Consider the following 15,849-nt stretch of genomic DNA (forward strand, 5'->3'; position numbering starts at 1 on the left):
GCGCGGACCGGCGAAAACGACCGGCCCGCGCTGACTTGCAGCTATGGCCTACTCGATGATCTTCGAGACGATGCCGGCGCCGACCGTGCGGCCGCCCTCGCGGATGGCGAAGCGCAGCTTCTCCTCCATGGCGATAGGCACGATCAGCTCGACATTGAGCTCGACATTGTCGCCCGGCATGACCATTTCCGTGCCTTCCTTAAGCGTGACGATGCCGGTCACGTCGGTGGTGCGGAAATAGAACTGCGGACGGTAGTTCGAGAAGAACGGCGTGTGGCGCCCGCCCTCTTCCTTGGTGAGGATGTAGGCTTCAGCCATGAACTTCTTGTGCGGCGTCACCGAGCCCGGCTTGCAGAGCACCTGGCCGCGCTCGACCGCCGTACGCTCGATGCCGCGTAGAAGGACGCCGACATTGTCGCCCGCCTCGCCGCGATCGAGCAGCTTGCGGAACATTTCGACGCCCGTGCACGTCGTCTTCTGGGTGTCGCGGATGCCGACGATCTCGAGCTCGTCGCCGACCTGAACGACGCCGCGCTCGACGCGGCCCGTGACCACCGTTCCGCGGCCGGAGATCGAGAACACGTCCTCGATCGGCAGCAGGAAGGGCTGATCGATCGGACGCTCCGGCGTTGGAATGTACTCGTCGACGGCCTTCATCAGTTCACGAATGGAGTTTTCGCCGATTTCCGGATCGCGGCCTTCGAGCGCGGCTAGCGCAGAACCCTTGATGATCGGGATTTCATCGCCAGGGAACTCGTAGGACGACAGCAGCTCGCGCACCTCCATCTCGACGAGATCGAGAAGCTCCGGATCGTCGACCTGGTCGACCTTGTTGAGATAGACGACGATCGCCGGCACGCCGACCTGACGGGCGAGCAGGATGTGCTCGCGGGTCTGCGGCATCGGGCCGTCGGCGGCGTTGACCACGAGGATCGCGCCATCCATCTGCGCCGCGCCGGTGATCATGTTCTTCACGTAGTCGGCGTGGCCCGGGCAGTCCACATGGGCGTAGTGGCGGTTCTCGGTCTCATATTCGACATGGGCGGTCGAGATCGTGATGCCCCGCGCCTTTTCCTCCGGCGCGGCGTCGATCTGATCGTACGCCTTGAACTCGCCGAAATATTTTGTGATGGCGGCCGTCAGGGTCGTCTTGCCGTGATCGACGTGACCGATCGTGCCGACGTTCGCATGCGGCTTCGTGCGCTCAAACTTTGCTTTTGCCATTTTACGTCTCTCCGTCTCCTGACGACATTCCTGGTTTTCGTTCACCTGCCGCTTCCACGCTCCCGCGGAGGAAGGCTCCTTTCCTCAAGGCCCCTAACCGGCCAGCTTGGCGCGGACCTCGTCCGCCACCGCCTGCGGCACTTTCTCATAGTGGTCGAACTGCATGGTGTAGTTCGCCCGGCCCTGAGTCATGGACCGCAGGTTGTTCACGTAGCCGAACATGTTGGCGAGCGGCACCATGGCGTGGATCACGTTGGCGTTGCCGCGCATCTCCTGGCTCTGGATCTGGCCGCGGCGGGAGTTGAGGTCGCCGATGACGCCGCCGGTGTACTCCTCCGGCGTAACGACCTCGACCTTCATGATCGGCTCCAAGAGGGCGAGGCCGAGATGCGGCTTGGCCTCGCGCATCGCGGCGCGCGCCGCGATTTCGAAGGCGAGTACCGAGGAGTCGACGTCGTGATAAGCGCCGTCGATGAGCTCCACCTTGAAATCAAGGATCGGGAAGCCGACGAGCAGGCCCGCCTCGCGCACCGAGTCGATGCCCTTCTGCACGCCCGGGATGTATTCCTTAGGAATTGCGCCGCCGACGATTTTCGACTCGAATTCATAGCCCGTTCCCGGCTCGCCGGGAATGATGTTCATCTTCACGCGGGCGAACTGGCCGGAGCCGCCGGTCTGCTTCTTGTGGGTGTAATCGATGGTGTAGGGCTTGGTGATGGTCTCGCGATAGGCGACCTGCGGCGCGCCGATATTCGCTTCGACCTTGAACTCGCGCTTCATGCGGTCGACGATGATGTCGAGGTGAAGCTCGCCCATGCCCTTGATGATGGTCTGGCCGGACTCTTCGTCCGTGGACACGCGGAAGGACGGGTCTTCAGCCGCGAGGCGCTGCAGGGCGAGGCCCATTTTCTCCTGGTCGGCCTTTGTCTTGGGCTCGACGGCGAGCTCGATGACCGGCTCGGGGAACTCCATTCGCTCAAGGACGACCGGCTTGTTCGGATCGCACAGCGTGTCGCCCGTCGTCGTGTCCTTGAGGCCGACGATGGCGATGATGTCGCCGGCGTGCGCTTCCTTGATCTCTTCGCGGGAGTTGGCGTGCATCTGCAACATCCGGCCAATGCGCTCGCGCTTGCCCTTGACGGTGTTGAGCACGGACGAGCCGGACTCGACCTTGCCGGAATAAACCCGGCAGAAGGTCAGCGAGCCGACGAACGGATCGTTCATGATCTTGAAAGCGAGCATGGCCAGCGGCTCGTCGTCGGAGGACTTGCGCGTCACTTCCTCTTCCGAATCCGGCAGATGCCCTCTGATCGGCGGCACGTCGAGCGGGCTCGGCAGATAATCCACGACAGCGTCGAGCAGCGGCTGCACGCCCTTGTTCTTGAACGCCGAACCGCACAGCACCGGGTACCAGGCGAGCGTGCGCACCGCCTTGCGGATGAGCGCCTTGAGCGTATCGATGTCGGGCTCCCGACCTTCGAGATAGGCCGTCATCGCGTCGTCGTCGAGTTCGACGGCGGCCTCGATCAGGTTGTTACGGTACTCCTCGGCCTTATCTTTCAGATCGTCCGGGATCGGCTCTTCATGAAAGGTGGCGCCGAGGGTCTCCTCCTCCCAGATGATCGCCTTCATCTCCAGAAGGTCGACGACCCCGCGGAAATCGCTCTCAACGCCGATGGGCAGCTGAAGCGGCACCGCCTTCACGCCCAGACGCTGCTTGATGGTGTCGAGGCAGAAGTAAAAATCCGCGCCGATCTTGTCCATCTTGTTGGCGAAGATGATGCGCGGCACCTGATATTTGTCGCCCTGGCGCCAGACGGTTTCCGTCTGCGGCTCGACGCCCTGGTTGCCGTCGAGCACGCACACCGCCCCGTCGAGAACGCGCAAGGAACGCTCGACCTCGATAGTGAAATCGACGTGGCCGGGCGTGTCGATGATGTTGAGTCGCTTGCCCTTCCAGAAGCAGGTCGTGGCGGCCGAGGTGATGGTGATCCCCCGCTCCTGCTCCTGCTCCATCCAGTCCATGGTCGCCGCGCCGTCGTGGACCTCGCCGATCTTGTGGCTCTTGCCCGTATAATAGAGCACGCGCTCGGTCGTGGTCGTCTTTCCGGCGTCGATATGCGCCATGATGCCGAAATTTCGATAATCTTCGAGTTTGTGCGTGCGGGCCATGACAGCGATCCAGTTACTCTGCAGCGGGACTTACCAGCGGTAGTGCGAGAAGGCGCGGTTCGCCTCGGCCATCCGGTGCGTGTCCTCGCGTTTCTTGACAGCGGCGCCGCGGTTCTGGGCGGCGTCGATGATCTCGTTCGACAGGCGGTCGATCATGGTCGTCTCGTTGCGCGCGCGGGCGGCCGAAATGATCCAGCGCATGGCGAGCGCGAGCTTGCGCTCGGGGCGCACCTCGACCGGCACCTGATAGGTGGCGCCGCCGACCCGGCGCGAACGAACCTCGATCGACGGCGTCACGTTGTCGATCGCCTCCTTGAAGAGCTCGACCGGCGCACGGCGCAGCTTCTGCTCGATCTTGTCGAACGCGCCGTAAACGATCTTCTCGGCGGCGGACTTCTTGCCGTCCGCCATCACGTAATTCATGAATTTCGACACCGTCCGGTCCCCGAACTTCGGATCGGGGTGGACGACGCGCTTGTCAGCTCTGCGACGACGGGACATGACGCGATCCTATTTCGGCCGTTTGGCGCCGTAGAGAGACCGGCGCTGCTTGCGATCCTTGACGCCCTGCGTGTCGAGCACGCCGCGGATGATATGGTAGCGCACGCCCGGCAGGTCCTTCACGCGCCCGCCCCGGATCAGCACCACCGAGTGCTCCTGCAGGTTGTGCCCCTCGCCGGGGATATAGCCGATGACCTCATAGCCGTTGGTCAGGCGGATCTTGGCGACCTTCCGCAAGGCGGAATTCGGCTTTTTCGGCGTGGTCGTGTAAACGCGCGTGCACACGCCCCGCTTCTGCGGGCAAGCCTGCATCGCCGGGACCTTGTTGATCTTCCGGCGCGGCTTCCGCGGCTTGCGGATCAGCTGTTGGATCGTCGGCATTCGTTCTCCAAATCCTCGCCAATCAGGGGCCTGCCCCCGTCATCTGTCGCGCCGCCTCAGCGAAACCTGAAACGACGCAAACGAGCGGGGCTCCGGTCGGGGCGGAACGCCGCTCAGTAAACTGCACTACAATGTCTTCGGCAGGGCTGGCCGCGTTTCAGTCGCGCCCGAGGGACAATCCCCAGGCGCCGCTGACAGCCGGCCTTTCCAGCGGCGCGGAACCTATAGGCGCGAATCGCGCCGGTCAATACGCCGTCGCAAAATTTTCGCGCGTTTGCGTCGCTTTCCTTCGCCCTTTTCAAGCGCCCTTCTTGCGCCGCAGCTCCTCTCGCGTCCGGTTTGGTTTTTGAATAGCCTCGTGTAGCGGAACTTTTAGAGAGCGCCAGCCCCGGAAGAACCGATGACCGTTCCTGCCATGAACGACCAAGACCCCGACCGCACCCCCGGCGCGTCCGGCGAGCTTATGGTCATCCCAAGCGTCGGTTTCGCCCGGCGGGCCGGAAAGCTCTGGCTCGATACGAAATTCGTAGAGGGCATGCGCCTGAACGCTCGCCTGTGGGGCGGCCCGATCAGCGCGGCGATGCGCCCGGCCGAGGAAGGCGCCATCCCCTTCGGCGCGGCCTTCGAACCTGGCTCCCTGCCTTTCCGTCTGATCGAACTGCCGGAGCAAGGTCCGATCGAGACGACGCATCTGCGCGGCGCGGCCGTGATTCTCGCAGGCGGCGACATGCACGACCAGCTTCATTTGCCTGCTCTTTTGAATGGCGAAGGCAGGCCGGCGATCTGTTACATCGTCGAGCACGATCAGGCGAATCGTTACCGGATGATCTGGACCAACGGCGCGCCGCTCGTCAGGCGCATAAAGACGCTCGCCTGGACCTGGCTGACGGAACGCCGGCGACTGCGCGCTTTCGCGCGCGCCGACGGCGTGCAGGCCAACGGCGCGCCGGCCTTCGCCAGCTACAGCCGGCGTCAGTCGAATATGCTCCTGTTTTTCGATTCCCGCACCCGCGAGGATATGCTCGCCCGCCCGGAGGAAATGGCCGCCCGCTCCGCGCGGCTGCGCGCCGGCGAGCCATTGCGCCTCGTCTTCACAGGCCGGCTTGAGCGCATCAAGGGCGCGCAGGATCTTCCGGCCGTCGCACAAGCCCTTATGACTCTCGGCGTCGACTTCACTCTTGACGTGTTCGGGGCCGGCTCGCTGGAGGAGGAGATCAAGGAGGCGATAGAAAGGCTCGGCCTCGGCGGGCGCGTGATCCTGCACGGAATCGTCGATTTTGAAACTTCGCTGACGCCCTATCTGCGCGCCAGAGCCGATATGTTCGTTTGCTGCCATCCGCAGTCGGACCCGTCCTGCACTTATCTTGAGACCTATGGCTGCGGCGTTCCCATCATCGGATACGATAACGCCGCCTTTGAAGGCCTGCGGCGCGCCTCTGGCGCGGGATGGTCGACGCCGATGAACCGGCCCGACATGGCGGCCCGGGAAATCGCCCGGCTTGACCGCGAGCGGGAGGAAATCATCGCTCATGCCGAACGCGCCCTCGCCTTCGCCCGCGAGCACACATTTGAAAAGACCTTCGAACGCAGGATCGCGCAGCTCAGGAAACTCGCCAAAGGTCGTCGAGCCGAGCCTGTCGCGCCGACGCCATGATTCGTTTACGGAATCATGAGTTTCAAGCAAAAACCGCGCAAAGCCTTCCCCGACGCAGCGCAAGACAAGGACATCGATCACTTCAGTACGGCGGATAGGGAGCGGGACTAGCGCTCATGAGCGCCACTTTCAACAGGCATTACTTTGGGCACGCGATATCATCTGCAATCATGTCGATCGTCTTATCGAGAGCCGGGATATCGACTTCAACCCCGTCGTCTCGCGCTGCACCAATGACGAAACCGTATCTGCACGAAATCTGCGCCGCAAAATCGTTCCAGATATTGTTTACCATGGTCGGCATCTGGATCGCGACATAGCCGGCTGGGGCTCCCAGAAGATATAAGGCATGGGATTGTTGGCTGCCTTCTATGGATACGAATAATTTCGCATCCAGCATTGTGGCGGCGATTTCTTCGATAGGGTCGCGTGTAACGTCGAGAATATGGAACCCGCGCCGGATGAGAAAATCAATAACCTCTGGTTCATTTCTTATGATCCGCTTATGTATGCCGGAATCGCCGCGGGCGAGATACACGCCGTGTCCTGTATATTTCGGCGTCACCGCTCGACGGATGCGCCGTCTGAGCTCTTGATATCGAGCAATCTTGTGACTGTTCTGGCCAACATCTCGGATAACGAAGAGCGTCTCAATGTCAGCGGCGTCAGTAGGCGTCCAGTCCTGTCCGAAAGCGGAAGCGTAAAACGCGCGATGCGGCCAATCAGGCGCGCGGATAGCCAATGGTTCGCCAAAAGTTTCCGCAACTAATCGGGTCGTCGCATCGTCTCTCAGCCAATGGCCAAAATATTGCACCCCGCAATAAGACGATGAAAGCGCGCATACGGCCTTTGACGTAATCGCCGGCTTATCGTTGTCCTTTAAGTCAATCCGTGGAAAGTACATCGACCACCGGCCTTTATAGAAACCAGCGTCGCGCAGCCGGACATTTTCGAGTCGATAGGCCACTGTCGCCGCGTGCCGATGGACGCCGCCGCGGATGCGGCGCTCCTCCGTCTCCCGCGTCGTTTCAGGATGAAACGACTGTATCTTCTCAAGTTCAGATTCAAGATAGATTGCGGGCGGGGAGATAATTTCCTCCGCCTGATGCAGAACGATGCGATCCGTGGACACGGCTTCGAGCGGCTGGGCGCCTCCAAACAGCGCCCGCTGGGCTAGGTGCGCGGCATGGGTCAGTGAGTAGCTACGCAAAGCTCGTTCCCTTACACGAGGCCGAAGAGGCGATCAGGCTGCGTGTCCCCTCAACCTGCCGACCATGAACGGCGCGCGTCAGCACTCCAACTGTCGCAAGAACGGCAGCCGCAAAGGCCGCCGTTTCGCGTCTCTCTTCTACAGGGCCTATTCCGCCGCGGCCGATTCGCCGGCCTGGGCTTCCTCGCCGCCCGGCGGCAGGGCCGCCGCGGCGCGCTTCTCGCGTTCGGCGAGGAGCGCCTTGTCGCGCCGGTCGGCTTCGAGCTGATAGCGCGACAGGCTGCCGCCCGTGCCGGCCGGAATGAGGCGGCCGACGATGACGTTCTCCTTAAGCCCTTCGAGGGTGTCGACCTTGCCGTTGACGGCGGCGTCGGTGAGCACCCGGGTCGTCTCCTGGAAGGACGCCGCGGAGATGAAGGAGCGCGTCTGCAGACTGGCCTTGGTGATGCCGAGCAGAACGGGAGCGGCCCTGGCCGGCGTCTTGCCCTCCGCCTCGAGGCGCGCGTTGGTCTCCTCGAACTCCAGCTTGTCGACCTGCTCCTCCTTGAGGAACATCGAGTCGCCGGGGTCGGAGACCTCCACCTTCTGCAGCATCTGGCGAACGATCACCTCGATGTGCTTGTCGTTAATCGGCACGCCCTGCAGTCGGTAGACTTCCTGGATCTCATTGATGAGATATTTCGCCAGCGCCTCGATGCCGAGGATCTGGAGAATGTCGTGCGGCGCCGGGTTGCCGTCGATCAGAAACTCGCCCTTGGCGATGTAATCGCCCTCCTGCACGGAGATGTGCTTGCCTTTCGGAACGAGATACTCGATCGGCTCCAGGTTTTCGTCGGTCGGAATGATCCGGATGCGGCGCTTGTTCTTGTAATCGCGGCCGAATTCGATGCGCCCGTCGACCTCCGCGATGATGGCGTGGTCCTTCGGTCGGCGCGCTTCGAACAGCTCCGCCACCCGCGGGAGACCGCCGGTGATGTCGCGGGTCTTGGCGCCTTCGGTCGGAATGCGCGCGAGCGCGTCGCCCATGCGCACTTCGTCGCCGTCCTCGACCGAGAGGATGGCGCCCACGGGCAACTGGTAGCGCACCTCGCCGCCGGTCGTTTGCGACTTAAGCGGCTTGCCCTCGTCGTCGACGATGATGATGGCCGGCTTCATGTCCGCCGCGCGGGGATTGGCCCGCCAGTCGGTGACGACGCGGCTTGCGATGCCGGTCGCCTCGTCGGCGACCACCTGCATGGAAAAGCCTTCGGTGAGATCCTCGAATTTCACCTTGCCGCCGATCTCGGTCAGGATCGGAATGGTGTAGGGATCCCAGTCGGCGAGCCGCTGGCCGCGCACCACCTTCGCGCCTTCGTCGATCCGCAGCTTGGCGCCGTAGGAGACCTTGTAAGAGGCGTGCTCCCTGCCGTTCTCGTCGACGATCTTCACCAGGGTGTTGCGGCCCATGACGATGAGGTCGCCGGAAGAGTCCTTCACGACGTTGCGGTTCTCCAGCGCGATAACGCCGTCATGGCTCGCCTCGATGAACGAGGTGTCGCCGACCTGCGCCGTGCCGCCGATGTGGAACGTGCGCATGGTAAGCTGGGTGCCAGGCTCGCCGATCGACTGGGCGGCGATGACGCCGACCGCCTCGCCGATATTGACGTGGCTGCCGCGCGCGAGATCACGCCCGTAACACTTAGCGCATACGCCGGATTTCGAATCGCAGGTGAGGACAGACCGTACACGAACTTTCGTCACGCCTGCGCCTTCGATCTCCTCGGCCTGCGCTTCATCGATCTCATCGCCGGCGCGGGCGAGAATATCGCCCGTCTGCGGATGGGCGATGTCCTCCAGCGCGGTGCGCCCGAGGATGCGCTGCGACAACGGGACGACCGTCTCGCCGCCCTGCACCACCGCCTCGATGGCGATGCCGTTCTCGGTCCCGCAGTCCTCTTCACGGACGATGCAGTCCTGCGCCACGTCGACGAGACGGCGCGTCAGATAGCCTGAGTTCGCAGTCTTGAGCGCGGTGTCGGCGAGGCCCTTGCGCGCGCCGTGGGTCGAGTTGAAGTACTCGAGCACGGTCAGGCCTTCCTTGAAGTTGGAGATGATCGGCGTTTCGATGATCTCTCCTGACGGCTTCGCCATCAGGCCGCGCATGCCGGCGAGCTGCTTCATCTGGGCCGGAGAGCCCCGCGCGCCCGAATGCGACATCATGTAGATCGAGTTGATCTCCATCTCGCGGCCTGTTTCCGGATCGACGCGCTTCTTGGAAATCTCCTTCATCATCTCGTCGGCGATGCGGTCGGTGCACTTCGCCCAGGCGTCGACGACCTTGTTGTACTTCTCGCCGCGCGTGATGAATCCGTCCGCATACTGCTGTTCGTAATCGCGCACCAGCGCGCGCGTCTCCTCGACGAGCTTGTGCTTGGCGTCGGGGATGACCATGTCGTCCTTGCCGAAGGAGATGCCCGCCTTGCAGGCTTCCTTGAAGCCGAGATCCATGATCCGGTCGGCGAAGATGACCGTCGCCTTCTGGCCGCAATGGCGGTAGACGATGTCGATAAGGCCCTGAATCGTCTTCTTCGTGAGGAGCTGGTTGACGACCGCGAAAGGCACGTTCCCGTCCTTGGGCAGGAGCTGGGCGACTTTCATGCGGCCCGGCGTGGTCTCCACGATCTCGCGGATCGGCCGGCCGTCCTTGCCCACCGATTCCCAGCGCGCCTTTATCTTGGAATGTAGAGTCACGACGCCCGCTTCGAGCGCATGCTCGATCTCGGCCATGGAGGCGAAGACCATGCCCTCGCCCGGCTCGTTCTCCTTTTCGAGCGTGATGTAGTAGAGGCCGAGAACGATGTCCTGCGACGGCACGATGATCGGCTTGCCGTTCGCCGGCGACAGGATGTTGTTCGTCGACATCATGAGCACGCGCGCTTCGAGCTGGGCTTCCAGCGACAGCGGCACGTGAACGGCCATCTGATCGCCGTCGAAGTCGGCGTTGAAAGCGGTGCATACGAGCGGATGCAGCTGGATCGCCTTGCCTTCGATCAGCTTCGGCTCGAAAGCCTGAATGCCGAGGCGGTGCAGGGTGGGCGCGCGGTTCAGAAGAACCGGATGCTCGCGGATCACCTCGTCGAGAATGTCCCAGACCTCCGGGCGCTCTTTCTCGACGAGCTTCTTGGCCTGCTTGACGGTCGCCGCCAGTCCCTTGGCGTCGAGGCGCGAATAGATGAACGGCTTGAAGAGCTCGAGCGCCATTTTCTTCGGCAGGCCGCACTCATGCAGCTTCAGCTCCGGACCGACCACGATGACCGAGCGGCCAGAATAATCGACGCGCTTGCCGAGCAGATTCTGGCGGAAACGGCCCTGCTTGCCCTTAAGCATGTCGGAGAGCGACTTCAGGGGGCGCTTGTTCGTGCCGGTGATGACGCGCCCGCGCCGGCCATTGTCGAAGAGCGCGTCGACCGCCTCTTGCAGCATGCGCTTTTCGTTGCGCACGATGATGTCGGGCGCCCTGAGCTCGATGAGGCGTTTCAGGCGGTTGTTGCGGTTGATGACGCGCCGGTAAAGGTCGTTGAGATCCGACGTGGCGAAACGGCCGCCGTCGAGCGGGACGAGCGGGCGCAGCTCCGGCGGGATGACCGGGATGACGGTGAGGATCATCCATTCGGGGCGGTTGCCCGACTGGATGAAGGCGTCGATGAGCTTCAGCCGTTTGGCGAGCTTCTTGGGCTTGAGTTCGCTAGTCGATTCGGCGATCTCGACTCGCAGCCTCTCGGCCTCGGCCTCGAGATCGATTCCCATGAGAAGCTCGCGGATCGCTTCCGCGCCGATCCCGGCGGTGAAACTATCCTCGCCATATTCCTCCTGAGCCTGAAGATATTCTTCTTCGGTCAGGAGCTGGCGCTGATCGAGCGGCGTCAGGCCCGGTTCGATAACGATGTACTGCTCGAAATAGAGGACGCGCTCGACATCCTTCAGCGTCATGTCGAGCATCAGCGCGATGCGCGAGGGAAGCGACTTCAGGAACCAGATATGGGCGACCGGCGCAGCCAGCTCGATATGGCCCATGCGATCGCGACGCACCTTGGTGAGCGTGACCTCGACGCCGCATTTCTCGCAGGTGATGCCCTTGTACTTCATGCGCTTGTACTTGCCGCACAGACATTCGTAGTCCTTCACCGGACCGAAAATGCGGGCGCAGAAAAGGCCGTCACGCTCCGGCTTGAAGGTGCGGTAATTGATCGTCTCGGGCTTTTTGATCTCGCCGTATGACCAGGAGAGGATTTTCTCCGGCGACGCGATTGAAATCCGGATCTGATTGAACGTCTGCGGCGGCGCAGCCGGATTGAAGATGTTCATCATTTCCTGGGACATGGAGACCTCATCTTTCGTGCGAACAGGGTTCGCGGAAAATCAAACTCTTGGTTCGTCTCTCAGTGCGGCCCGCAAGGGGGCGAACCTGCTTGAAACAAAGCGGCGGCCTAGCCGTTCTGCAGCTCGACATTGAGGCCGAGCGAACGCATTTCCTTCACGAGCACGTTGAAGCTCTCGGGGATGCCAGCCTCGAAGGAGTCGTCTCCGCGCACGATCGCCTCGTAGACCTTGGTGCGGCCAGCGACATCGTCCGACTTCACGGTCAGCATCTCCTGCAGCGTGTAGGCGGCGCCGTAAGCCTCAAGCGCCCACACCTCCATCTCGCCGAAACGCTGGCCGCCGAACTGCGCCTTGCCGCCGAGCGGCTGCTGCGTGACGAGCGAGTACGGACCGATGGAGCGCGCGTGGATCTTGTCGTCCACGAGATGGTGCAGCTTCAGCAGATATTTGTAGCCGACGGTCACGGGGCGGGTGAACTTCTCGCCCGTGCGCCCGTCATAAAGATCGACCTGGCCGGTCTCATCCAGTCCCGCCTCTTTCAGCATCTCGACGATCTCGGCCTCGCGCGCGCCGTCGAAGACGGGCGTGGCGACCGGCACGCCGCGCGTCAGGTTCGACGCGAGCTCTTTCAGCTCCTCATTGGAGCGCGGCAGCACCTGATCCTCGCCGTAAATCTCCTTGATGCGGGCAACCAAGTCGTCGCGACTCGCCTCGCCGGCGCTCCACTTCTCAAGAATCTGACCGATATGATGGCCGAGGCCGCGGCAGGCCCAGCCCAGATGGGTCTCGAGGATCTGGCCGACGTTCATCCGCGAAGGCACGCCCAGCGGGTTGAGCACGATGTCGACCGGCGTACCGTCTTCCAGGAACGGCATATCCTCGATCGGCGAGATCTTGGAGATGACGCCCTTGTTGCCGTGCCGGCCGGCCATCTTGTCGCCGGGCTGGAGCTTGCGCTTCACAGCGACGAAGACCTTGACCATCTTCATCACGCCCGGCGGGAGCTCGTCGCCGCGCTTCAGCTTGTCGACCTTGTCCTGGAAGCGCGCCTCTAGCCGCGAGCGGCTTTCGTCATATTGCTTCTTGAGGGCTTCGACCTCGCCCATCGCAGCCTCGTCTGCGAGGCCGATCTTCCACCACTGGCCGCGCGTCAGTTCTTCAAGCGCGGCTTCCGTCACCTTGCCCTTTTCGAAGCCTTTGGGCCCCGACACGGCTTCCTTGCCAAGCAGAAGCGCCTTCAGGCGATCGAAAATGTTCCGCTCAAGGATCGCCAGCTCGTCGTCGCGGTCCTTGGCGAAGCGCTCAATCTCTTCGCGCTCGATCGCGATGGCTCGCTCGTCCTTGTCGACTCCATGGCGGTTGAAGACGCGCACTTCGACGACGGTGCCGGAAACGCCCGGCGGCAGCCGGAGCGAGGTGTCGCGCACGTCGGCCGCCTTCTCGCCGAAGATCGCGCGTAAAAGTTTCTCCTCCGGAGTCATCGGCGATTCGCCCTTGGGCGTGATCTTGCCGACGAGAATATCGCCGGGGTTGACCTCGGCGCCGATGGCGACGATGCCGGCTTCGTCGAGGTTGCGCAGCGCTTCTTCCGACACGTTTGGAATATCGCGCGTGATCTCCTCCGGTCCGAGCTTGGTGTCGCGCGCCATGACCTCGAACTCCTCGATATGGATCGAGGTGAATACGTCGTCGCGCACGATGCGTTCGGAGATGAGGATCGAGTCCTCGAAGTTGTAGCCGTTCCACGGCATGAAGGCCACGAGCACGTTCTTGCCCAGCGCCAGCTCGCCGAGCTCGGTGGACGGGCCGTCGGCAATGATGTCGCCCTCGCGCACGGTGTCGCCGATTTTCACCAGCGGACGCTGATTGATGCAGGTCGACTGGTTGGAGCGCTGGAATTTGCGCAGGTTATAGATGTCGACGCCCGGCTTGGTCGGGTCCTTCTCTTCCGTTGCGCGGATGACGATGCGCTGGGCGTCCACCTGCTCGACGACGCCCGGCCGGCGCGCGGTGACCGCCGCGCCGGAATCGCGCGCCACGATCGACTCCATGCCGGTGCCGACGAACGGCGCCTCGGTCTGAATGAGCGGCACCGCCTGGCGCTGCATGTTCGAGCCCATGAGCGCGCGGTTGGCGTCGTCGTTCTCAAGAAACGGAATGAGCGCGGCCGCGACCGAGACGAGCTGCTTCGGCGACACGTCGATATAGGCCACGTCTTCACGCGGCACGAGGGTCGCGTCCCCGCCGACGCGGCAGTTGACGAACTCGTTTTTGAGCCGGCCGTCCTCGTCCACCTCGGCGTTGGCCTGGGCGATGGCGTAGCGCTGCTCCTCCATCGCGGACAGATAGACGATCTCGTCGGTGATCTTGCCGTCGACGACGCGCCGGTACGGGCTTTCAATGAAGCCGTATTTGTTAATCTGCGCATGCGTGGCAAGCGAGTTGATAAGGCCGATATTCGGCCCTTCCGGCGTCTCGATCGGACAGATGCGTCCGTAGTGAGTCGGATGCACGTCGCGCACCTCGAAGCCCGCCCGCTCACGCGTGAGGCCGCCTGGCCCCAGCGCGGAGAGGCGCCGCTTGTGGGTGATCTCCGAGAGCGGATTCGTCTGGTCCATGAACTGGGAGAGCTGCGAAGATCCGAAGAACTCGCGCACCGCCGCCGCGACCGGCTTGGCGTTGATAAGGTCGTGCGGCATCAGCGTTTCGAGCTCGGCCGACGACATGCGCTCCTTGATTGCACGCTCCATGCGCAAAAGACCGATGCGGTACTGATTCTCCATCAGTTCGCCGACCGAACGCACCCGGCGATTGCCGAGGTTGTCGATGTCGTCGATCTCCCCGCGCCCGTCGCGCAGATCGACGAGCGTCTTGAGGACGGCGAGGATATCCTCCTTGCGCAGGGTGCGAACCGAATCGTCGGTCTCGAAGCCGAGGCGCATGTTCATCTTCACGCGGCCGACGGCGGACAGATCGTAACGTTCGGGATCGAAGAAGAGGCCGTAGAACAGCCCTTCGGCTGTCTCGAGCGTGGGTGGTTCGCCGGGACGCATCACGCGATAGATGTCGATGAGCGCCATCTCGCGGTTGCGGTTCTTGTCGGCCGCCAACGTGTTGCGCATGTAGCCGCCGATATTGATGTGATCAACATCGATGGTGTCGAAAGCGTCGACGCCGATCTCATCGAGAAGCTCGAGCGTCTTGGCGGATATCTCGTCGCCCGCCTCCGCGTAAATCTCGCCGGTCTCGAAATTCACCAGGTCGGAGGCGAAGTAGCGGCCGATCATCTCCTCATCGCTGAGAAGCAGCTTTTCGAGCCCTTCCTCGGCGAGTTTCTTGGCGGCGCGCGCAGACAGCTTCTTGCCGGCTTCGAACACGACCTGCCCCGTCTTGGCGTCGACGAGGTCGCGTTCGAGCTTCACGCCTTTGAGCCGATCAGGATTGTAAGGCGTGGTCCAGCCGCCCTCGACGCGCTCATGCGGCACGCGGCTGTAGAACTCGTCGAGGATCTCCTCCTGATCCATGCCGAGCGCGTAAAGCAGCGTCGTCGCCGGCAGTTTACGCCGCCGGTCGATGCGAACATTGACGATGTCCTTGGCGTCGAACTCGAAATCGAGCCACGAGCCGCGATAGGGAATGATTCGGGCCGCAAACAGAAGCTTGCCGGAGGAATGGGTCTTGCCGCGGTCGTGATCGAAGAACACGCCCGGCGAGCGGTGCATCTGGGAGACGATGACCCGTTCGGTGCCGTTGATGATGAAAGTGCCGTTGTCGGTCATGAGCGGGATGTCGCCCATGTACACTTCCTGCTCCTTCACGTCGCGGATCGACTTCGCGCCGGTGTCCTCGTCGACCTCGAACACCGCCAGGCGCAAGGTGACTTTCAGCGGCGCGGCGTAGGTCATGTCGCGCTGCTGGCATTCGTCGACGTCGTATTTCGGCTCTTCGAATTCGTAGGAGACGTATTCGAGCACCGCAGTCTCAGTGAAGTCCATGATCGGAAACACCGAGCGGAAAACGGCCTCGAGACCTTCGTTGCGGCGTTCGGCCGCCGGGATATGGCGCTGCAAAAACTGCTCGTAGCTGTCCTTCTGGACCTGGATCAGATTCGGCATCGGCGCCGCGTCGCCGATCTTGCCGAAGTTTTTGCGGATGCGTTTTTTCTCAACGAAGGATTGAGCCATGAGTTCCTCACAAGGGATCGTCGCAAATCCGCGCGCGCGGCGCGCCGGGCGCGCGCGTGCGCGGAAAACCCGCCCGGCCGCCTAGCCGCCAGCCGCGGGTTTTCAAACCTGATTTTTCGACTCGATTGACCGAAGCACGTCGCCGCAAAGCCTGGGCCGCCAGC

At 62.7% G+C, this 15,849-nt stretch carries 8 protein-coding genes; 1 reads left to right on the top strand and 7 read right to left on the bottom strand.

Annotation, left to right across the window (positions count from 1 at the left end; translation table 11 throughout):
• Positions 1-48: 48 nt before the first annotated feature.
• From tuf to rpsL, 4 genes are all read right to left on the bottom strand, one after another.
• Complete coding sequence (gene tuf, locus CHB64_RS06610) at positions 49-1,224, bottom strand: elongation factor Tu (RefSeq protein WP_089411804.1); 1,176 nt, start codon at positions 1,222-1,224, stop codon at positions 49-51.
• Positions 1,225-1,317: 93 nt separating this feature from the next.
• Positions 1,318-3,396, bottom strand: coding sequence for an elongation factor G (gene fusA, locus CHB64_RS06615; RefSeq protein ID WP_089411805.1), 2,079 nt, complete (start codon positions 3,394-3,396; stop codon positions 1,318-1,320).
• Between the two features lie 30 nt (positions 3,397-3,426).
• The gene (gene rpsG, locus CHB64_RS06620; RefSeq protein WP_089411806.1) at positions 3,427-3,897 is read right to left on the bottom strand and encodes a 30S ribosomal protein S7; all 471 of its coding nucleotides are present in this window, start codon (positions 3,895-3,897) and stop codon (positions 3,427-3,429) included.
• Positions 3,898-3,906: 9 nt separating this feature from the next.
• Positions 3,907-4,278, bottom strand: a complete 372-nt coding sequence (gene rpsL / locus CHB64_RS06625) for a 30S ribosomal protein S12 (RefSeq protein WP_089411807.1) — start codon at positions 4,276-4,278, stop codon at positions 3,907-3,909.
• A 400-nt stretch (positions 4,279-4,678) separates the two neighbouring features.
• On the opposite strand from rpsL, the gene CHB64_RS06630 reads away from it, so the two are divergent.
• A complete protein-coding gene (locus CHB64_RS06630; protein ID WP_089411808.1) occupies positions 4,679-5,932 on the top strand; it encodes a glycosyltransferase in 1,254 nt (417 codons plus the stop codon).
• Positions 5,933-6,071: 139 nt separating this feature from the next.
• On the opposite strand, the gene CHB64_RS06635 is transcribed toward CHB64_RS06630, so the two are convergent.
• The 3 genes from CHB64_RS06635 to rpoB form a co-directional block, all read right to left on the bottom strand.
• A complete protein-coding gene (locus CHB64_RS06635) occupies positions 6,072-7,142 on the bottom strand; it encodes a glycosyltransferase 61 family protein (protein WP_143265954.1) in 1,071 nt (356 codons plus the stop codon).
• Between the two features lie 147 nt (positions 7,143-7,289).
• Positions 7,290-11,501 carry a DNA-directed RNA polymerase subunit beta' gene (gene rpoC, locus CHB64_RS06640; RefSeq protein ID WP_089411810.1) on the bottom strand — a complete coding sequence of 1,404 codons (4,212 nt, stop codon included), beginning with the start codon at positions 11,499-11,501 and terminating at the stop codon, positions 7,290-7,292.
• Between the two features lie 107 nt (positions 11,502-11,608).
• A complete protein-coding gene (rpoB, locus tag CHB64_RS06645) occupies positions 11,609-15,685 on the bottom strand; it encodes a DNA-directed RNA polymerase subunit beta (RefSeq protein WP_089411811.1) in 4,077 nt (1,358 codons plus the stop codon).
• Positions 15,686-15,849: the final 164 nt, after the last annotated feature.

Source organism: Amphiplicatus metriothermophilus, from assembly GCF_900199215.1.
GTDB classification, from domain to species: Bacteria; Pseudomonadota; Alphaproteobacteria; order Caulobacterales; family Parvularculaceae; genus Amphiplicatus; species Amphiplicatus metriothermophilus.

Excerpts from the sequence above, each read along its gene's own strand:
- tuf (WP_089411804.1), bottom strand. The coding sequence starts at position 1,224 with ATGGCAAAAGCAAAGTTTGAGCGCACGAAGCCGCATGCGAACGTCGGC.
- fusA (WP_089411805.1), bottom strand. The coding sequence starts at position 3,396 with ATGGCCCGCACGCACAAACTCGAAGATTATCGAAATTTCGGCATCATG.
- rpsG (WP_089411806.1), bottom strand. The coding sequence starts at position 3,897 with ATGTCCCGTCGTCGCAGAGCTGACAAGCGCGTCGTCCACCCCGATCCG.
- rpsL (WP_089411807.1), bottom strand. The coding sequence starts at position 4,278 with ATGCCGACGATCCAACAGCTGATCCGCAAGCCGCGGAAGCCGCGCCGG.
- CHB64_RS06630 (WP_089411808.1), top strand. The coding sequence starts at position 4,679 with ATGACCGTTCCTGCCATGAACGACCAAGACCCCGACCGCACCCCCGGC.
- rpoC (WP_089411810.1), bottom strand. The coding sequence starts at position 11,501 with ATGTCCCAGGAAATGATGAACATCTTCAATCCGGCTGCGCCGCCGCAG.
- rpoB (WP_089411811.1), bottom strand. The coding sequence starts at position 15,685 with ATGGCTCAATCCTTCGTTGAGAAAAAACGCATCCGCAAAAACTTCGGC.